Annotated in this window: 16 protein-coding genes; 9 read left to right on the top strand and 7 right to left on the bottom strand. The window is 60.2% G+C overall.

Translation table 11 applies throughout. From position 1 onward, the window contains the following. Positions 1-76: 76 nt before the first annotated feature. Together FJ320_06770 and FJ320_06765 are read right to left on the bottom strand one after the other, a co-directional pair. The gene (locus tag FJ320_06770; GenBank protein MBM3925679.1) at positions 77-868 is read right to left on the bottom strand and encodes an alpha/beta hydrolase; all 792 of its coding nucleotides are present in this window, start codon (positions 866-868) and stop codon (positions 77-79) included. Between the two features lie 174 nt (positions 869-1,042). Next, positions 1,043-1,969: an LLM class F420-dependent oxidoreductase gene (locus FJ320_06765; GenBank protein ID MBM3925678.1), complete on the bottom strand. Its 927-nt coding sequence runs from the start codon at positions 1,967-1,969 to the stop codon at positions 1,043-1,045. 327 nt (positions 1,970-2,296) lie between these two features. Between FJ320_06765 and FJ320_06760 the strand changes: the two genes are divergently transcribed. Then, positions 2,297-3,712 carry a DEAD/DEAH box helicase gene (locus FJ320_06760; GenBank protein MBM3925677.1) on the top strand — a complete coding sequence of 472 codons (1,416 nt, stop codon included), beginning with the start codon at positions 2,297-2,299 and terminating at the stop codon, positions 3,710-3,712. 144 nt (positions 3,713-3,856) lie between these two features. On the opposite strand, the gene FJ320_06755 is transcribed toward FJ320_06760, so the two are convergent. Then, positions 3,857-4,240, bottom strand: a complete 384-nt coding sequence (locus FJ320_06755; GenBank protein ID MBM3925676.1) for a hypothetical protein — start codon at positions 4,238-4,240, stop codon at positions 3,857-3,859. Positions 4,241-4,598: 358 nt separating this feature from the next. Here FJ320_06755 and FJ320_06750 point away from each other — a divergent pair, with 358 nt between their 5' ends. The 7 genes from FJ320_06750 to FJ320_06720 all read left to right on the top strand — a co-directional run bounded on the left by FJ320_06750 (position 4,599) and on the right by FJ320_06720 (position 14,403). After that, positions 4,599-7,058 (top strand): leucine--tRNA ligase, encoded by a 2,460-nt coding sequence (locus FJ320_06750; GenBank protein MBM3925675.1) that lies wholly within the window; start codon positions 4,599-4,601, stop codon positions 7,056-7,058. A gap of 486 nt (positions 7,059-7,544) precedes the next feature. Then, complete coding sequence (locus FJ320_06745) at positions 7,545-8,891, top strand: MFS transporter (GenBank protein ID MBM3925674.1); 1,347 nt, start codon at positions 7,545-7,547, stop codon at positions 8,889-8,891. A gap of 8 nt (positions 8,892-8,899) precedes the next feature. Continuing rightward, entirely contained in the window at positions 8,900-10,210 is a 1,311-nt protein-coding gene (locus FJ320_06740) for an MFS transporter (protein MBM3925673.1), read from the top strand. Between the two features lie 314 nt (positions 10,211-10,524). Beyond that, positions 10,525-11,079, top strand: coding sequence for a hypothetical protein (locus FJ320_06735; GenBank protein MBM3925672.1), 555 nt, complete (start codon positions 10,525-10,527; stop codon positions 11,077-11,079). A gap of 613 nt (positions 11,080-11,692) precedes the next feature. Further along, positions 11,693-11,983, top strand: coding sequence for a hypothetical protein (locus FJ320_06730; GenBank protein ID MBM3925671.1), 291 nt, complete (start codon positions 11,693-11,695; stop codon positions 11,981-11,983). A gap of 11 nt (positions 11,984-11,994) precedes the next feature. After that, a complete protein-coding gene (locus tag FJ320_06725; protein MBM3925670.1) occupies positions 11,995-12,594 on the top strand; it encodes a gluconate 2-dehydrogenase subunit 3 family protein in 600 nt (199 codons plus the stop codon). 237 nt (positions 12,595-12,831) lie between these two features. Next, entirely contained in the window at positions 12,832-14,403 is a 1,572-nt protein-coding gene (locus FJ320_06720; protein MBM3925669.1) for a GMC family oxidoreductase, read from the top strand. A gap of 405 nt (positions 14,404-14,808) precedes the next feature. Here the strand turns inward: FJ320_06720 and FJ320_06715 are convergent, their stop codons facing one another. The 3 genes from FJ320_06715 to FJ320_06705 form a co-directional block, all read right to left on the bottom strand. Further along, positions 14,809-15,015 carry a C2H2-type zinc finger protein gene (locus FJ320_06715; GenBank protein ID MBM3925668.1) on the bottom strand — a complete coding sequence of 69 codons (207 nt, stop codon included), beginning with the start codon at positions 15,013-15,015 and terminating at the stop codon, positions 14,809-14,811. A 128-nt stretch (positions 15,016-15,143) separates the two neighbouring features. After that, on the bottom strand, positions 15,144-16,895 hold the full coding sequence (locus FJ320_06710; protein MBM3925667.1) for a pyruvate oxidase: 1,752 nt from the start codon (positions 16,893-16,895) through the stop codon (positions 15,144-15,146). A gap of 357 nt (positions 16,896-17,252) precedes the next feature. Then, on the bottom strand, positions 17,253-17,846 hold the full coding sequence (locus FJ320_06705) for a hypothetical protein (protein ID MBM3925666.1): 594 nt from the start codon (positions 17,844-17,846) through the stop codon (positions 17,253-17,255). 490 nt (positions 17,847-18,336) lie between these two features. Here FJ320_06705 and FJ320_06700 point away from each other — a divergent pair, with 490 nt between their 5' ends. Next, complete coding sequence (locus tag FJ320_06700; GenBank protein MBM3925665.1) at positions 18,337-19,719, top strand: MFS transporter; 1,383 nt, start codon at positions 18,337-18,339, stop codon at positions 19,717-19,719. Positions 19,720-19,974: 255 nt separating this feature from the next. On the opposite strand, the gene FJ320_06695 is transcribed toward FJ320_06700, so the two are convergent. Beyond that, the gene (locus FJ320_06695) at positions 19,975-20,433 is read right to left on the bottom strand and encodes an EVE domain-containing protein (protein ID MBM3925664.1); all 459 of its coding nucleotides are present in this window, start codon (positions 20,431-20,433) and stop codon (positions 19,975-19,977) included. Between the last annotated feature and the right edge of the window lie 130 nt (positions 20,434-20,563).

The raw sequence follows: 20,563 nt of genomic DNA, 5'->3' as shown, positions 1-20,563 counted from the left end.
TGGCTCCCCTCCTGCCCCTCTGGTCTCTTCCCACTTGAGGGGGAAGATTAAGATAGGGGGTCGGCTTCCAATTTTTCTACTTACTCGTCAAAAACTCCTCCACCGCCTCCAAAAACTCCCTCGGCTTCTCCACCTGCGGCACATGCCCGCACTTATCGATAATCTGCACCTTGGAATTCACCATCGCCTGATGAAAAAGCTCCGCGCACTCCACCGGCACAATCGCGTCCTGCTTCCCCCAGACAATCAACGTCGGCGTGCTCACCTTCTTCAAATACTGCGGCAGGTTCGGGTTGTGCATGTACGGCTGCCAGCACAGCCTCTGCGACATCTCCCTGTTCTGCCTCTCCACGTTCTGCTCCTCCGCCGTCAGCTTCCGACCATAGGTCTGCTCGTAGTTTGGTATCTGCTTCGTGTCATAAAACCTCAGCTTCTCCACCTCCGACCTCGGCGTCAGGAACAGCTCCGCAATCTCCCCTTTCTTTGGCCGAATCCCCACCGGCGCCCCCAGCGCCATCTTCTTTATCCCGTCCTGCCGCATCGACGCCATCTCCGCCGCCAGCCACCCTCCCATCGAAGACCCCATCAAGTAATACTCTCCGAATCCTAGGTGCCGTATCAGCCCGTGATAATAGTGCGCCAGCGCTGTTATCGAGTCCACCCACCCTACCCTCTCCGACTTGTTGTATCCCGGATGCGACGGCGCGTGTACCGTGAAATGCTTAGACAGCGCCTCATGGAACCCCAGCCACCCCTGACTCCCTCCCACCCCGTGCAGGACAAGCAATGGCGCGCCCCTGCCTCCCTTCAGCACCTGCAGCTTAGCGCCCTCGTAATCAATAAACTCTTCCTTCCAACTCTGCGCCATCTCCTTCTCCCTGCATATATTATTATGACCGCTCGTTTAAGTGCGTCCCTTCTGGTCTCTTCCACCCTTGAGGTCGATCTCCTTGATGCTATCTAATCGCGAGATCCCGATAGCATCGGGAGGGAAGATTAAGATGGGGGGGGTCGGTGGTGAAGGGAGGAGAGTCGTCCCTCTCTATCCTCTGCTCCTCGCCTTAGTGCTTCGCCTAACCTTATCCTTCGCCTTCGCCCTCGACGGCAGCGCCTCGCTAAACCTCTGAATCGCCTCAATATGCTCCGACGGCTTGAGCCCCGACTTCATACTGTTCAGGCTCACGTGCGTCGCCCCGTAGCTCTCCCACTTCTCCGCCGCCGCCGCCCACTCCTCCGGCGCCCTGTCTCTGGTATCGATGAACGCCTCCAGACCTATCTTGCTCGCGTCTCTTCCCGCCTTTTCCGCACTCGTCCTGATAATCTCCATCTTAGACTTGAAATCGTCCCCCAGGGTTGTGTCACGAGTCGTCGTTATCCACCCGTCTCCCAGGCGGCCCACCCTGTCCAGCACCTCCGGCGCGCTGCCGCCCAGCCATATCGGAATAGGCCGCTGCACCGGCATAGGCCGCAACCCCGCGTGTACAATACGATTCCACTTCCCTTCAAAATTTACCTTGTCCTGCGTCCACAACGCCCTCAGCAGCGCAATCTGCTCCTCGCTGCGCCTCCCGCGATTGTGAAAGTCCTCTCCTAGCGCCTCGTACTCAACAAAATTCCAGCCCGTTCCCACACCGATCCTGAACCGACCCCCGCACAGCACATCCAGCGTCGACGCCTGCTTCGCCACTAGCGCCGTCTGCCGCTGCGGCAGAATCAAAATGCCCGTCACAAACTCCATCTTCTTCGTAATAGCCGCCGCATAGCTGAACAGATCGAAAGGCTCATAAAACTGGTCCTCCAGCGTATACAGCCCTCGCAGGTTTGTATGAAAACTTGTGTCCGCGCCCAGAACGTGGTCAAAGGCCACCATGTGGCTGAACCCCAGCGACTCCGCGGCCTTAATGTACTCCCTAACAACCCCGGGGTCCGTGCCAATCTCCGTTTGCGGAAACACCACGCCTATCCGCATGTAATGCTGCCTGCCTGGTAGATTTTAGGCCAGTATCTATCCTGCCGAAGGATGTGTCAACGCCAAACCACTTTTCGACACTCTCCCACCATTCATAAACTAAATTAACCTTCTTATTGCCGGTGTACCCGAGTGCGCTGCAAAGCCACCTACAAAGTCTATGCCGCCCCGATGCCCCGGGGCGGTAGGGTACCAGCCCATTAAGTACGGCAGGATTACCAAATTCAGTTGTTAAACATCACGAGAGCACGATACTCATTCTCCTCCCTCCAAAGCCTAGCCACCCATCACCCGCAATGAGATACTAACCTGTAGAGGTACTGCGCAATGCTCCAAGGATTCCTCGAACTAAACCTCCACTCCCGCGTCCTCCGAGCCCTGGAGGCTATGGGCTTCGAAGAGCCTACCCCCGTCCAGGGCCAAGTCATCCCCCACCTCCTCGACGGCAAGGACGTCATCGTCCAAGCCCAGACCGGCAGCGGCAAGACCGCCGCCTATGGCATCCCCATTGCCCAGAAAGTGGACCTCTCACAGCCCAAAATCCAGGCCCTGGTCCTCAGCCCCACCCGCGAGCTTGCCCTCCAGGTCTCCGTCCACCTCAGTCAGATCGGCCAGTTCCTAGGCCTGCGAGTCGTCCCCGTCTACGGCGGCCAGTCGTACCACCACCAGACCCGCGCCATCCGCGCCGGCGCCCACGTCGTCGTCGCCACCCCGGGCCGCCTCCTCGACCTCATGGAGCAGCGTGTTATCTCTTTGTCCAACATACGAATTCTCATCCTCGACGAGGCCGATGAAATGCTCGCCATGGGCTTCCAGGAGGACGTTGAACGCATCCTCGACCAGGCCCCCCAAGACCGGCAGACCGCCCTCTTCTCCGCCACCATGCCTCAGGAGATCATCCGCCTCGCCAATTCCTTCCTCCACGAACCCCAGCGCGTCATCCTCACCAAGCCCCGCGCCGTCACCGTCGAGACCGTCGAGCAGTCCTACTACATGGTGCCTCGCCCCTTCAAAATCGAAGCCCTCACCCAGCTCCTCGACCTCACCTCTCCGCAGCTTGCCCTCGTCTTCTGCGCCACCAAGCAAATGGCCGCCGATCTGGGCCGCGAGCTTCAGTCGCGAGGCTACCGCGCCGCCGCCCTCCATGGCGACATGACCCAGGCCCAGCGGGAGTCCGTCATGGCGGCCTGCCGCGCCGGTCACCACGAAGTCCTCGTCGCCACCGATGTCGCCGCCCGCGGCCTCGATATCCCGGAGGTCTCCCACGTCTTCAACTTCGATATCCCCCAGGACGCCGACCGCTACGTCCACCGCATTGGCCGCACCGCCCGCGCCGGTCGCGCCGGCGAGGCTATAACCCTCATCAGCCCCCGCGAAAGCGGCCTCTTTCGCACCATCCAGCAGACCGTCGGCACCCGCATCGGCCGCAAAGAGCTCCCTACCGCCGCCGAAATCGAAGAACGCGAGCGCGCCGGCATGGTCACCGAGATGGAGCAGGCCCTCCTAGACGGCCAGTGGAGCGCCTACCGCCCCCTCGTCGAGCAACTCGCCCAACGTCACGACCCCCTGGACCTGGCCGCCGCCGCCCTCAACCGGGCCTTCGGCCCTGCCAAACCCCGCCAGGAAATCCCCCGCGTTCGCGCCGAGGAACCCTCACAGCGCCGTGGCCCCCGGGGCCGCTCCACCCGACCCTTCCACAAACGGCCCGGTGGCGGCCAGGGCCGCCACCCACGCCGCCGCTAGCCAATAGCGAAAGGGCCAACCGTATCTCGGTGGCCCCTTCTCCTATCCTATCGTCTCAGTTGTGACTTCTCTTAGGCTCTTGCAGACAGTCGTCGCTTGGCCGCTCTCCGCGCCCACCGCCACCGCCTGCGGGCGGAACGCATGCTATCGGTCATCGCGTTCGTGAACGGCATCGTCGGCGCGCTCCTTGCCCCACCTTAAGAAAGCCAGTATCCAGAAAAGGGCCGGACCCGCGAACATCATTATTTGGCCCAGCTGTTCCAGAACGTTGTCCCAGCGCAGCCCATCTCTGACACCCTCATCTCCAATGGTACCGCCTGCATAGGTGTCAACGTACCCGCCAACAAGGTATAGGATGGCGCCCAGCAGTCCCGTCGACAGGCCATAGAAAAAGTACCGGATTGGCCTGTCCGTTTGTATAACCCTAATCTCATGAGCAAAATCCGCGTAAGCGTCTCTGTCGTACCTGGTCGTCGTCACCCTCTCGCCGCGTGCTTCCGTATTTGGAGCGTTTCTCACATCCCTCATTGTTCCTCCCCTGGTCCCCTCCCTCTGGCCCTTCGGCCATTGAAGAGACTGGCTCTTTCCTTATGAATTTTCAGGCTTCGGGCCGTCTCATCGCCCAAAACCTTGATATTAGTATTGCTTTCTGACTAATCTCCCACATCCCTCAGGCGGCCAGTTGTAAGCAAGCAGTAATAGCTAATCCTTGAAGCAAGTATGATGAAAGCGCTGGATAAGCATTCTGTATATGCAGTCGCTGGTTCTTAAACAAGACTCTTCGCCAGGTTACATAGCGGTCGGTTGCTTGCAGATATGCAGGCGTAAAAATAGTTCCACCTATGATAAAATCCCCTCAAACTACCCTTAGGTACATACCCATCCCATGACCACTCGCCACCACACCGAAATCCGCTACCCCGCCACCGAAATCGATAAGAAGTGGCAGGAGCGATGGCAGCGCGACGGTATCAACAAAGTCAACGACAACGACCCTCGACCCAAGCGCTATGAGCTCACCATGTACCCTTACCCATCCGGCGACCTCCACATCGGCCACTGGTACGCCATGGCCCCCTCCGACGCCCACGCTCGGTTTAAGCGCATGCAAGGCCACAACGTCCTCCACCCCATGGGCTTTGATGCCTTCGGTCTCCCCGCTGAAAACGCCGCCATCAAACGCGGCATCCACCCCTACGCCTGGACCATCGACAACATCCAGCGCATGCGCGGCCAGCTCCGCTCCATGGGCGCCATCTACGACTGGGACCGCGAGGTCGTCTGCTGCCTCCCCAAATACTACAGGTGGAACCAGTGGTTCTTCCTCCAGCTATTCAAGGCCGGCCTCGCCTACCGCGCCAAGGCCCCCGTCAACTGGTGCCCCTCTTGCCAGACCGTCCTCGCCAACGAGCAGGTCGTCAACGGCGCCTGTGAGCGATGCGACACCCTCGTCACCCGCCGCGACCTGGAGCAGTGGTTCTTCCGCATCACCAAGTACGCCGACAAGCTCCTCGACTTTTCCGGCCTCCTCGACTGGCCCGAAAAAATCCTCACCATGCAGCGCAACTGGATCGGACGCAGCGAGGGCGTGGAAATCTCCTTCGACATCTCCCACTACCGACTCCCCGAAAGAGAAATCCGCACCTTTACTACCCGCATCGACACTATCTTCGGCGTCTCCTTCGTCGTCCTTGCCCCTGAACACCCCCTGGTGGAAAAGCTCACCACCCCTCAGCAAAAAGCCGCCGTCCAGACCTACGTCGATGAAGCCCGCCGCCTCTCTGAAATCGACCGCCTCGCCGCCGACAAGGTCAAGACCGGCGTCCCCCTCGGCTCCTACGCCGTCAACCGCCTCAACAACCAGCGCATCCCCATCTTCACCGCCGACTATGTCCTCACTACCTACGGCACCGGCGCCGTCATGGGCGTCCCCGCCCACGACCAGCGCGACTATGAGTTCGCCGCCAAATACCAACTCCCCATCGTCACCGTTATCAAGCCGCCCTACGGACAGCAGGCCCCCCAGGGCCGCGCCTACGAGGACGAAGGGATCATAGCCAACTCCGGCCTCTTCACAGGCCTCCCCTCCGCCCAGGCCAAGGGCGACATCACTGCCCAGGTCGAAATGAAGCAATGGGGCCGCCGTCGTATCACCTACCGAGTCCGCGACTGGCTCATCTCCCGCCAGCGATATTGGGGCACCCCCATTCCCATCATCTACTGCCCCAAAGATGGCATCGTCCCCATCCCCGAGGCCGACCTCCCCGTCCTCCTCCCCCCTGACGCCGAGTTTAAGCCCACCGGCGAGTCCCCTCTCGCCACCCATCCCTCCTTCTCCCATACAACCTGCCCCACCTGCGGCGGCGACGCCCGCCGCGAGACCGACACCATGGACACCTTCGTGGACTCCTCCTGGTACTTCCTTCGATACACCAGCCCCGGCTACGACCAGGGTGCCTTCGACCCCGCCAAGGTCAAGAAGTGGATGCCCGTGGACCAGTATACCGGCGGCGCCGAACACGCCGTCATGCACCTCCTCTACGCCCGCTTCTTTATCAAGGCCCTGCGAGACATTGGCCTCGTCGACTTCGGCGAACCCTTCCTCCGTCTATTTAACCAGGGCACCATAATCTCCGGCGGCGCCAAAATGAGCAAATCGCGAGGCAACGTCATCGCCCCCGACGACTACGTCTCCTCCCTCGGCGCCGATGTCGTCCGCGCCTACCTCATGTTCATTGGCCCCTGGGACCAGGGCGGTGACTGGACCGATACCGGCATCAACGGCTCCGCCCGCTGGCTTAACCGGGTCTGGGAGCTGGCCCAACGCAACCTGTCTGATCTACCGACCCAGAATGATGACACACCTACGCGCCGTTTCTTACACCAGACCATCCAAAAAGTCCACGACGACCTGGACAAGTTCAAGTTCAACACCGCCATCGCCTCTCTTATGGAGTTCGGCAACCACCTCTCCAAAGCCTGGGAGGAAAAAAGTGTCAGCGGCCCCATGTGGCATGAGGCCATCAAAAATATGCTCCTCATGATGGCCCCCATGACCCCCCATATCGCCGAAGAACTGTGGGAGCGCGCCGGCCACCCCTACTCTATCCACAACAAACCGTTCCCCAAATGGGACCCCCAACTCGCCGCTGAGGACGTGGTCACCCTCGTCATTCAAGTCAACGGCCGCGTCCGCGACAAAATCGAAGCCCCCGCCTCCGTCACCGAAGACCAGGCCAAAGCCCTCGCCCTGGCCAGCGACAAAGTCCAGTCCTTCATCAACGGCCAGCAAGTCAAAAAAGCCATCTACGTCCCCGGCCGCCTCATCAACCTCGTCGTCGGCTAGCATTTATCCCCCAGGAAAGGGGCCTAGGGCGGGGTGCTACGTCATTTCGAGCGAAGTCGAAAAATCTCAACGTTCCGTACGTTACATACACCTTACCGGCTACCGAGCTTCGCATGGCTCCTCCCATTTAGGTTCTCCCCCTTCGGCCTGGAAGGCGAAGGGGGAGTTAGACGCCTTCCTGAGTATGTCGAATGGGGGTGATGAGGTGATCTCTTTTTCTCTTCCCCTTCCAGCGGGCTGTACTCAGTCCCGATACAGTCGGGTAAGGGGCTGCAAGCTCGCCGTGGCGAGATAAAGGGGATGGTATCCCAATTAAGAACAACGCCTGTCTTTCAGCACCCCACATATGTACCGACCACCCCCATGCCTCCTTCCCCACCAACCCCTCTCCCTACCATCCCGCCCCGCTTTAGGTGTATCCTCTTCCTTCGTGAGTAGCCCAATACCCAACCCCAACCCGGCCGGTAACCCCTGTCCGCCACTCCCATGAACCTCCACCTCCCCACCCCATCCGTCATGCGCGACCGCAACTTCCGCCTCCTTTGGACCGCCGGCACCATCGCCAACTCCGGCGAGCTTGCTGAGACCATCGTCGTGGGCTGGCTCGTCCTCCAGCTCGGGGGCTCCGCCTGGGAAATCGCCCTCGTCGCCCTCAGCCGCACCGCCTTCATGTTCGCCTTCTCCGTCTTCGCCGGTGCCATCGGCGACCGCATCGATCGGCGAATCCTCATGGCCGCCTCCCACGGCGCCAACGTCACCGCCGTCGCAAGCATCCTTGTCCTCCTTATCACCGGCGACATCCAAATCTGGCACCTCTACGCCCTCGGTGCTGTCCACGGCATCACCCGCGCTTTCGACAACACCAGCCGGCGCGCCGTCATGTTCCAGATCGTTGGCGCCAAAGGCCTCATGCAGGCCATTTCCATGGAGCACATGGGCTTCAGCACCGGACGCATCGTTGCCCCCATCATTGCCGGTCTCCTCTTGGAAGTCACCGACAGCGCCATCAGCAACTTTGCCGTGCTTCTAGGTCTTTACTCCATCTCCCTCTACAGCGTCTTCAATCTCCGGGTCAAAGGTCTCCAAGATAAGAAACCCTCCACGCCGGTTCTCAGCAGCATTGTGGAAGGGTTTAGATACGCCTACACCACTCCCGTCATCGCCGCCGTCCTCTGCGTCAGCATGGTCATGAACGTCCTCTTCCAGTACAACGTCTTCATCCCCGTCGTCGCCCAAGACTACCTCCATGTCGGCGAGACCCTCATGGGCCTCCTCGCCGCCGCTGACGGCATCGGCAAAGTCTCAGGCTCCATTGTCGCCAGCGTTCTGGTCGGCAAGATTAAACGCCACGGGCGAATCTACCTCTTAGGCTCCTTAGGCCTGTCACTGTCCCTCTTGGGCTTCGCCCTCTCTCCCTGGTATGCTCTCTCCTTCTTCCTTCTAGTAGCTTTAGGCTTCTCCCAGATAGGCTTCTCGACAATGCAAAGCGGCATAATCCTTATGTCCACCCCCACCAAGCTCCACGGTCGAGTCATGGGCGTCCAGCAGTTGGCCGTCGGCACCGGCCAGTTGGGCAGCCTTGAGCTTGGCGCTATGGTGGCCCTCATAGGCGTGCCTGCCACTCTCGCCGTCAACGCCGCTGTCGCCATCCTTCTCCTGGGCCTCATCGCTGTCTTCATGCCTGCCCTCCGGCGTCCCCTTCAGCGCCTCCCAGACGAACCGCAGCCCCCAGTGCCCTCAACACCCTCGGGGCGGGGGCCGAGCGAAGTCCTTCGGCAGAAGGCGGATAGAGTCGAGGGCCCTGCCGCGCCGTGTCCTACTGACGTCAACTAAGACGCCCCATGCAACCCTCCTCTCGACTGCCCCTCCTTGACGTTCTGCGGAACCGCAACTTCCGATTCCTCTGGGGCACCGGCGTCGTTTCCGCCACCGTGGAAATGTCGGAAATCCTGGTCCTAAGCTGGCTCGTCCTCCAGCTTACCGACTCGGCTTGGTATGTAGCCCTCGTCGGCGTCTGCCGCACCGGCTCTATGTTCGCCTTCAGCCTCTTCTCCGGCGCCCTCGGCGACCGCTTCGACCGCCGTCGCATCATGATGGTTATCGAATGCATAAACATCGCCGTCGTCGCTTCCATCATCGCCATCCTCGCTGCCGACTTTATCCAGCCGTGGCACCTCTTCATCGCCGCTGTTATTCGAGGCGGCGTCCGCTCCTTCGACAACACCTGCCGACGTGCCCTAACCTTCCAGGTAGTCCAGTCCCGCACCCTCATCCAAGCCGTCTCCCTGGACCATGTAGCCTTCAGCACGGGTAAAATCGTCGGCCCCATCTCCATGGGCGCCCTCCTCCAAGTGACCGACACCGCCGTCTCCGCCTACTCCGCCATCGCCGCCTTCCACCTGGTTTCCCTTTTCTGTCTCTTCATGGTCAAAGTCGACCCGGCCTCCCCCGCTCCTCCCCGCCGCCCCGTCCTCGCCAGCATCACCGAAGGTATGCGGCACGCCTTCTCCACTCCACCCATCGCCGGCGTCCTCGCCATCACCGTTCCCATGAACACCATCTTTCAGTACCAACTATTCATACCCGTCATCGCCCGGGACCACCTCCACGTCGGCCCCGGCCTCATGGGCCTCCTTGCCGCCGCCGACGGTATCGGCTTCATCATCGGCTCCGTCGCCATTGGGCTATGGGGCCACCTCATCAAATATCATGGCCGGATATTCCTCATCGGCTCCCTTGGCGTCTGCGTCCTCTTGGCCGCCTTTGCCGTATCTCCCTGGTATCCCCTCTCCTTCCTCCTCCTGGTAGCCGTAGGCTTCTCTCAGGTCGGCTTCTCCACCATGCAGGCCGGAATCCTCCTTCTCGCCAGCCCCCAGAACTTCCACGGACGAGTTTTTGGCGCTCAGCAAGTCGCCGTCGGCACCGGCAACTTCGGCAGCCTCCAGATTGGCGCCCTCGCCGCCGTCTACGAAGCCCCCGCCGCCCTCGCCGCCAACGGCATCGTGGGCGCGGCCCTCCTCCTCATCATCGCCCTCCTCATGCCCGCCCTCCGGCGTCCCCTCCCGGGCGCCCACCCTCCCCCGACGCCAGCCCTCCACCCGTCCCTGCCCCAACCCACCTCCCCATCGGCAAAAACCTCCCACCATAAATAAACCTGCACAAAGCCCCACATACGATTGTTATTAGGATAGCTGTTATAAGATAGCCCGATAAGTGTTCTGTCTTTATCGGCGAGGTTTTTATGGCATCCCGTTCCCCTCTGGTGCCCCCTCTTCTCCTAATTGCAAAGGAGAAGAGGGGGATAGGGGGGTGATGAGGTGATCCTTATTTTCTTTCCCTCTTCTCCCGTAGTCGGGAGAAGAGGGACTAAGGGTGATGAGGGCACCCCACTTAAAGCCAAGGCTGGCTTTCCATACCAACCTTTCCCCACTACAATTGCCCCCATCACCTCCCATAGGAGGCCCTCATGCCCAAAACCCTCCAAATAAAAGTCGAGCGCATGACCAGCGACACCTTCGCCCCCTTCGGCCAGCTCATCGACCCCGGCGACGCTCCCCACAACCCTCCCAGGTCTTTCCCCGTCGACTTCCAGGGCGGAAAAACCCGAATCAGCGCCGCCTTCCTCCCCTACAAAGGCCTCACCTTCAGCATCCTGGAGCAGCACTTCAACGTCACCCAGTCCTTCCTCCCCCTCAGCGGCGCCCCCGCCATCGTCGGCCTCGCTCCCCCCACCGACCCCCACAACCCCCATGCCATCCCCTCTACCGAGGACATCCGCATCTTCCTCATCGACGGCTCCGTCGGCTACCTACTTAAGAAAAACACCTGGCATTCCGACCGCCTTCCCTTCTTCGCCCCAGGCTCCCGCATGGCCATCATCACCGACGAAGAGACCTCCGAAGACCTGAGACTCCATGGGGCCGCTAGCGACCCTCCCCAGAAATGGGGCGGCTGGAAACTCAACCGAATCGTGGACTACAAGTCCAAATTCGGCGTCTCCTTCCAGGCCATCCTCTCTTAACCGCCCTCCACCGTCCTCCGTCATTCCAGCGGAAGCTGGAATCTAGCCCTTTCCCCACTAGGGGCTGGATAGGGGTTGGGATATACGTCATTTCGGTGAGCCTTTAGCCCTGAGCGAAGTCTGTACTCGGACGTAGCCGAATGGGGTAGTCGAGAAACCTCAGCGTGCCGTCCGCTAACAACACCCCATCCCGCCAACCGGTGCCTTCCCAAAACGCTGGTCAACCATTCCGACACTAGTAATAAAACAGAATTGTCATTCTGAGCGAAGTCCGCCTCTGGCGGACGCAGTCGAAGAATCTGTTATGCCTAGAACCTAGCTTCTGCCATCCCTCACCACAACCCGTCTGGTAACGTAGGGGCGAGGTCGCCTCTCCCTAACTTCCCGTTACTAGCCCCTCCCAATTTCCCGCCTACTCCTTTCTCATAATTGCACTTCCCTCACAACTGGGCCGCCATAGAATTAAGGATTTCGGAGGTGTAGTGGCAGTGGATGCCTGGGATGGATGGCCCCTGGGACGATTCCTCTACTTTTTCACCGCCGCCGCCTACCTCATGGTCGGGACCCAGCTCACCCTCTTCCACTGGCGAGGCGCCTTCCGAAGCCGCTTCATGTGGGGGCCAGTCCTCTACACCCCCCCCTCCTCATCGCCATCGCCGTCCTCATGGGCATTGTCCAGGGAGACGTCATTGAAATCATCTACGTTATTATGTTTAGCATCGGCGTCGTTGAAGGCCTCATGGGAGCTATGCTGCACATCCGAGGCGTGGCCTCCTACATAGGCGGCGTCAACCTCCGCAACCTCATGGCTGGCCCGCCTTTCATTATGCCTATGATGTACGCCACCCTCAGCGGTCTCGCCCTCCTGGTCTATTATTGGGACGACATCGCAGGCACTCCTTAATAGACGACGCCATGCCCACCCGCTACTCCCCAGACGAATACCAAAAGCTGATGCAACGATGGGACGGCGTCGAGCGGCAAGTCATCGAAAATCGCCTCAAGACCAACTATTCACGCCCTCGCCTTGAGCAGTTTTCTGATGACGAAGCCACCACCCTTGCCGCCATCCTCCAGCGCCTCATCCCCCAAGACGAAGGCATCGACCTCGTCGGCTTCCTCGACTGGGCTGTCGGCAAGCCCCTGGGCCGCGGCGACCGCCAGCCCGACATGCCCGACGAACCAGAACTCTTCCATCAAGGCCTCCAGGGCATAAGCCAGACCGCCCAGGCCAAATTCAGCAAGCCCTTCCTCCAACTCTCACTAGACCAGCAAGATGAAGTCCTACGCTCCATCCAGAAAGGCCATGCGGAAGGCCAGGTCTGGCAGCGCATCCCCAGCAGCGCCTTCTTCCTCCGGTTATATGCCAAAGCCCTCATGGGATACTTCGCCCACCCCAAAGCCTGGATGCGCATCGGCTTCCCCGGCCCCGCCTACCCTGAAGGCTACCTCTGGCTCACTGCCGGGCAGACAAAACAACGCCACCGCCGCCAACCCGGCTGGGACAAATTCTAAAACTAAGCGAGAACATGACTTCCATCCCCCTAACACCTCATCCAGACCTTCATAACACCGTACGCTACAAAGCCGCCAATAAGACCTATGCCGCACACTTCAGTGTGTCGAGCACCTCTATTTACCTATATCAATCGCGAGACCCCGCATGATAATCGGGGCGGTAGGGTACCAGCCCCCCACTAATTCGCCCCGCTTAAAACAAAGGCCTCTTTTTAGAAGCCAGGAGGAGCCCCCATGAAACCCTCCCGCGACATCATGAAACATCACACCGGCCCCGTGGACGTCTGCATCGTCGGCGCCGGCGCCGCTGGCAGTACTCTCGCCAAAACCCTCGCCGAAGGCGGCATGTCTGTCGTTGTCTTAGAAGCCGGCCCCTGGCTCGACACCCAGCAAGACTTCGTCAACGACGAGCTCGCCATGCTCGGCAAGATTGACTGGGACGACCTCCGAATAAGCGGCGGCAACCACCCCATCAGCCTGGGCCGAATCAACACCGGCCGTGCCGTCGGCGGCAGCACGATCCACTTTACCTCCATCAAGCTCCGCCTCCACCCCCAGGACTTCCTCCGAGGCTCTATGCAGGGCAGCGGCCCCGACTGGCCCCTCACCTACGACGACCTCTCCCCCTACTATCGAAAAGCTGAAGAGTTCCTCAGCGTCTTTGGCCCCCACCACTTCCCTTGGGGCGGCTTCCACGGCCCATACCCTCACGGCGAACTCCCCCTCTCCGCCGGCGATGAGGTCATCGCTCGCGGCTTCGAAAAGCTCGGCATGCGATGGACTATGTCACCCCACGCCATACTCACAGGCACAAAAGATGGCCGTAGCCCCTGCATGTACTACGGCTTCTGCGTCAACGGCTGCAAGAGCGACGCCCAGAGCACTGCCCTCGTCACCTGGATCCCCGCCGCCGTCCGCGCTGGCGCTGAAGTCCGCGATAACTCTTTCGCCCTCCGCATCAACGTCGACGACAACGGCCACGCCAAAAGCGTCACCTACCTCCACGAGGGACGAGAGGCCGAGCAGCAGGCCAAAATCATCATCGTAAGTTGCTACTCCATCGAAACTCCCCGATTACTCCTCAACTCCGCCACCGGACAGTGCCCCGACGGCCTCTGCAACCGCAGCGGCCAGGTCGGTCGCAACCTCATGGTTCACCCCCAGACTGAGGTCTATGGCCGCTTCCCAGGGCCCATGGACCACTTCATAACCCCACTTGTCGGCATCATCTCGCAAGACCCTTACGGCACCCAAAAGGGCCGCGACTTTACCGGCGGCTACTCTATGGTCCGCAACGCCCACTTCCCCATCGACTTCATCGCCACCCTCCTCACCGGCAGGCCCGACCTCTGGGGCAAAAAGATGTTCGATGTTATGGACCACTACACCCACTGGACCTCCCTTGTCACCATGAACGAAATGCTCCCCCGCCAGGACAACCGTGTCACCCTGGCCCGCGAGACGGACAAAAACGGCGTGCCCGTGGCTCACGTGACCATGAGCTACGACGATAACGACAATAAAATGCTCCAAGCCGCCGCCCGCCACGGCGAGGAAGTCCTGCGCGCCGGCGGAGCCGATGAAATCCTCCACACCACCGGCTCCGGCCATCTCCTCGGCACCTGCCGTATGGGCATGGACCCCAACACCTCCGTCGTCGACCCCTTCTGCCGCTCCCACGACGTGAGAAACCTCTTCATCTGCGACGGCAGCGTCTTCGTCACCGCCGGCGCCCTCAACCCCAGCCTCACCATAGAAGCCCTAGCCCTCCGCACCGCCGACCACATCCTTAACCGCCTTCCTTGAGCGGTCAGCGCGTTCCATCCCCCGCTCTCGAATTCTCTCGGCGCACGCAACCCTATCGCCACTTCAGGTACCTCCCTAGAGCTTGGCCGCACCTCATTCTCGGAGCGAGCTGAGTATCTACCTCAGGTCCCCCCCCCCCTCTTCTCCTTACACAGGGCCTGCCCTGAGCTTGTCGAAGGGGGATGATGAGGTGATCTTATTTTCTCTTCCCCTTCCAGCAGGCTGTACTCAGTCCCGATGTAGTCGGGAAAGGGGCCAGGGAATGGTATCCCATACCGCTTCACAAGGTAACATCTCATCAAAACAGGCGTGCATAAAAAGAAAAAGCCCCTTCCTCTGCCGGTAAAGGCCAAGGAAGGGGCCTATAGGTATTCAGCCCAATTCTAGCCGGCTCGCGGCCTGGGTCTAGCTCATCTCCCTATTGCCGCCGCCCTCCATCTCGCCGCGTGCGCCGCCCGTTCCTCCGGCTCCCGCCTTACTGGTCTCCTCCTCCTCCACGTGGATGCTATTGTGCTTGTCGAGCTCTTCCTGATTTGTGAAGCTCGCGCCGCACTTCTCGCATTTCCACTGGTTCATGCCTCCCTGGCCCTGATTCATCTCTTGTTCTCTCACGGTGACCTCCTATGGTGTGATACCGGCCTTACGCCGGCCCTTCGCAACCTTCTCTATCCATTAGGCCCTGCCCTTCCGGGCTAGCCTATCGTTCCACCGTGTTCTCCATAAAAACACGGTTAATCTACTCAGATAAGCTGCCGCACCTTGCTTGATATCGCCGTCAGCGCTATCTTCTCTCTGTTTGGCTCCCCCCTTATTAGCGACTTCGCGAAGTTCGTCACCTGCTCCAGCGTCGCCTTCGGCGGCATCGGCGGCTCAAAGGGGTCCACCACCGCCTCAATCAGCGCCGGCCCCTCGCACTCCAGCGCCTCCTCCATCACCGACCCGCACTCCCTCGGGTCCTCTATCCTGAACCCTCTCCCGCCGCACGCCTCCGCGAACTTCACAAAATCGATTGGCTGCAGCTCGCATCCATACTCCGGGTTCCCCAGGAACACCATCTGCTCCCACTTAATCATCCCCAGCGTATTGTTCTTGATCACCACAACCTTTACCGGCAAGTTGTACTTTACGCACGTGGCAAAGTCCGCCATCAGCATAGAAAATCCCCCATCGCCCACAAACGCCACGCACTGCCGGTTCGGGTACGCCACCTGCGCCGCGATAGCGTAAGGCAGCCCGTTCCCCATGGACGCCAGCGTGCCGGACAGCGAAAACATCTGCCCCCTTCGAGCCGGAATATGCCGCGCCCACCACACCGCTATCGTCCCGCTGTCGGAAGAAACTATCGCGTCGTCCCTTAAGCGCATCCCCAGCTCCCACGCCGCCACCTGCGGCTTCATCGGCTTATCGTCGCGAGTGCCCTGGCCCTTCACCAGCTCCCACCAGCGGTCCATCCCCTGCTGCGCCTTATGAAGAAAACCCTTGTCATCCTTTTTCTCCAGCATTGGCAGCAGCGCCCGCAGCGTGCGACGGCTGTCCCCCACCAGGCCCGCCTCCACCGGGTAACGCAGCCCCACCCGCGCCGGGTCCAGCTCAATCTGTACACCCCGCGCCTGTCCGGGCTTTGGATAAAACTCGATATATGGGAACGTGCTGCCCACGATTAGCAGCGTGTCGCACTGCTCCATCACCTCCTGCGACGGCCTGGTGCCCAGCAGTCCTATCTGTCCTGTGGTGTACGGGCTGTCGTCCGGCACACACGCTTTCCCCAGCAGCCCCTTGATAATCGGCGCCTCCAGCTTCTCCGCCGCGGCCTCCAGTTCGTCCGTGGCGTGTAACGCGCCAGCCCCCGCCAGGATCGCCACCCGCTTTCCCGAATTCAATATATCGGCGGCCCGCAGCAGGTCCTCCCTGGACGCCATCCCCGCCCCTTCTGCCCACTCCTGTGACGTATGGTTCGGCACGTTCCGTTTGGAGCGTTCCCCGGGATATTCCATCTCCTGTATATCCACCGGAAACGCTATATGGCTCACCGTCCTGTAACTCAGCGACGTGCGGCACGCCAAGTCCACAACGTTCTCCACGTGGGACGGCCCCATAATCCTCTGGCTGTGCTGCGCCACGTCGGAAAATAGCTTATCCAGCTCCACGTCCTGTTGCGTGTGTGTCCCTAGCAAGTCGTGAAACGGCATACCTGTCAGCGCCAGCACCGGCTGTCTGTCCAGCTTCGCGTCGTACAGCCCGTTCAGCAGATGTATCCCACCCGGGCCGGATGTCGCCAGGCACACGCCTATCTTCCCCGTGAACTTGGCATACCCGCACGCCATAAACGCCGCCGACTCCTCATGCCTGACCTGAATGAACTTAATCCTGTCCTCGTGAGTCCGCAGCGCCTCCATAATCCCATTTATCCCGTCCCCAGGCATCCCGAAAATAACATCCACTCCCCAGTCATAAAGCCTGTCGATTAGGACTTCAGCCGCTGTGGTCGCCATAGAACGCTCCTCAAATAGCTCAAGCCAGCCATGAAATCATTGCGAGTCTTTCAATCTCTGCGGCCTGTTCCTCCCAACGCCATCCACTCTCCCCAAGACCGCAGGTCCAATTCCTTCTATATCCGCTTAATACAACGTCTTGACGATGCCCGCGTCGCGACTGTAAATCGCTCTCTATCTTTATCCTAAGCGGGAAGAGTTACTAACTGGTGATGCTCAAAAAGTATTCTCGTCCGTCCGAATGGATAGACATCCCCTATAGCCTCTCCACGCTTCCGTCCCATCCCAGGCTTTGTGAGACACAGGGAGAGACGCATGATGCGTCTCTCCCTGCAATTTCAACGCAACCCCTAATGGCTAATACCTGGTTGCGGAGCGACGGCTATGGACATCCTGCGATCCAAACAGCACCGGCGCTATCAGCCCCAATAGCAGCATCGACCCGCCGATTATCATGTACAGCCAGCCGTTCCTGTCATGTACGCCCAGCCATTCGTGAAATTCTGCGGCAGGCTCTATCACCACTATGAGGCCAAATGCCAGAGCCACGACACCTAGGAAGACCATCATAGCTCGGCTCAGGTTGGGTGCCATTCCGCCTAGGGCCAACAGCCCTCCAAAGCCTATAGTTATCAGCCCCATAAGCGTAGTATGGTGGAATGTCCAGACCGATGTGTGCGCCTGGATATCGTCAAACCCGCCTCGGATCACCGCCAGCGCACCCAGGACCATGAAGGCCACACCGCCAGTAAGCGCTATCATCTGCGCCGGGCTCCACGGCATCCAGCTCACGGAACGGTGGCTCTCTACTTCCTGCTCACCGACGTGCCTGTCCACTACCGGCCTGTCATCGTACCTCGTCGCCGTGCGCCGAGTCTGCGGATGGTCATGCGTCAAGTCGTCGTGCTCGTGATCGACATCTCGGTCATGTCTGTGTGGCGTTCTTACCATTTTTCACCTCTTTCTTTCATGCCTTCTGACAATGCGCAACGCCGAAAACTAGGTGGCTTTGGATCGTCACGTAGGTAAAAACTGTGATAACTGCTTTGGTGGGCCTGGCCCTTAATTTCATGAACACCCATTGGTCATTGAGGGACCTCTAGCCTGCTCTCCGCAGATGTCTTATAGCGGGCAGCGCTCAGCCGGTCTGCCCACCGCCCATAGATAGGTGGTTTACAAAGGCTCGGTATCTCCATCGTTACCCAGCCATCCGCCTGTCTTCCCATCCCAACCTTTGCGTCGGGACCGAGCGCTGCTTATTTCATTAAAACAGGCCCTCCCTAGCAGTTCCTACCACTAAAAGACTATTCAACATATATCCAAATGGACTGACAAACCCGTCAGATTTCGCATAAACGTGAATCATCTCTCTCTTCGACGGCTCCGAAACGCTAAAACGTCCTCCGTCCTCCCCTTGGTATCTCCTCGTCTTTGGCATACAATGAGCCGTCGTTTTTATGCCCCACATCTCCCTCCTCAACAACCTTCCATCAGCCCGCCCATGAGACCCCGCGCCGCCCTCCCTGCGGTCTTGCGAAACCCCAGGTTCCGGCTCCTGTGGTCCACCGGCGTCAGCTCCGCCACTGCCGAAATGTCGGAAATCCTCGTCCTCGGCTGGCTTGTCCTCCAGCTCACCGGCTCCCCCTGGCAGGTGGCCCTCGCCGGCCTCTGCCGCACCGGCTCCATGTTCGCCCTCAGCCTCTTCGCCGGCGCCGTCGGCGACCGCGTTGACCGACGAAAGGTCGTCCTCGCCTCCCTCTTCCTCAACGTCCTCGTCACCTCCTCCATCCTCGCTCTCCTCGCCTCTGAGGCGATTCAGCCCTGGCACCTCTTCGTAGGTGCAGTCCTTCGTGGCGGCTCCCGCTCCTTCGACAACACCAGCCGTCGTGCCCTCACCTTCCACGTCGTCGGCTCAAAGAACCTCATCCAGGCCCTCTCTCTGGACAACATCGGCTTCAGCATCGGACGAATCATCGGTCCCCTCACCATCGGCATCCTCCTCCAGGTCACCAACACCGCCGTCTCCGCCTACTCCGCCCTCACCCTCCTCCACCTCACCTCTCTTACCCTGGTGCTACGCCTTCGACTCGACGACCCCCCCTCCACCCTCCCCAAACGCCCCGTCCTCGCCAGCATCACCGAGGGCCTTAAATTCGCCTTCTCCACCCCCGCCATCGCCGCCGTCCTGGCCGTTACAGTGCCCATGAACGTCATCTTCCAGTACCAAATCCTCGTGCCCGTCGTTGCCCAGGAACACCTCCACGTAGGCCCCGGCCTCATGGGCCTCCTCGCCTCCGCCGACGGCCTCGGCACCATCCTCGGCGGCCTCGCCTTCGGCGCCTTCGGCGGTCGAATCAAGCGTCATGGCCTCCTCTTCCTCTTCGGCTCCATAGGCGTCTGCGCCTTTCTCCTCGGCTTCGCCATCTCCCCCTTCTTCGCCTTATCCTTCGCCTTCCTCTTCGGCCTCGGCTTCACCCAGGTCGGCTTCTCGACGATGCAAAGCGGCATAATGCTGATGGCCAGCCCCGCCAGCATGCACAGCCGGGTCCTCGGCGCTCAGCAACTTGCTGTCGGTCTGGGCAACAACGTCGGCGGGCTGGAAATCGGCGCCCTCGCCGGCGCCCTGGGCGTCACCACCGCCCTCGCCCTCAACGCCGCTGTCGTCCTCGGCCTCCTAGCCCTCCTCGGCCTCCTCATGCCCGCCTTCCGACGCCCTCTCCGCCGCATCGATGACCTCCCCGAACCCGCCGAGACCCCGGGTCCCCTCATCACCAACAAACCCGCCCGCGACGAACGTGCCGCCGCAACCATTCCAAAAGTTTAACGCCCACAGTCACAGAGAGTCCTTCGCCGAGGGTTCGAGAAGCCTCAACGTACCGTCCGTTGCCACTGCTCGTTTATTACTAAAATGCTAACGATTTGTCATTCCGAGTGGAGTGCCGATGTACTCATCGGGACATAGTCGAGGAATCTGTTCGGACTGATGCCTTGCTTCCATCATCGGTCAAGCAGGCCGCATTGAAGCCAATGCCCTCTACCCCTTCTTGTGGAGAAAAGACAAAGCGGACGCTACCTCCCCCTACCCTCCCATCCTCACCACCGCCTCAAACTCCTCCTTCGTCACCGGCTGCACCGACAGCCTCATTCCCCGCTTCAGCACCACCATATTCTTCAGCGCCGCCGACGATCTCATCATCTCCACCGTCACCGGCGACTTGAACCGCTTCTCCGCCTTTATATCGACCATATACCATATGGGGTTCGATTTCGTGCTCTTCGGGTCCGGATGGTCTGACTTCGAGTCCCACGCCGTGTGGTCCGGGTACCCCTCCCGAGTCACCACCGCCGTCCCCACAATCGACAGCGGGTCTACGCTACTGTGATAAAACAGCACCTTGTCCCCTTTCTTGATATCATCCCGCAGCGTATTACGAGCCTGAAAATTCCTCACCCCGTCCCACTCCGCCACCCCATCCTTCACCAAATCGTCATATGAATACGCGTTCGGCTCCGATTTGAACAGCCAGTATTTAGGCATGGCGACGCTCCTCCATCCATCTTCGGCGGGGATTATACACTGGATTCTTAGTGCCCAAACATGATTTTCGTCATCTAACTTTCTCTCCTTTGAGAGCGACGCTTGACCCAAATTGGTGGTAAAGTTAGAG

This window comes from SAR202 cluster bacterium (assembly GCA_016872285.1).
Lineage (GTDB): Bacteria > Chloroflexota > Dehalococcoidia > Lucifugimonadales.
Note: the sequence above shows the minus strand (reverse complement) of the source record. Positions and strands in the feature narration are given on the sequence as shown.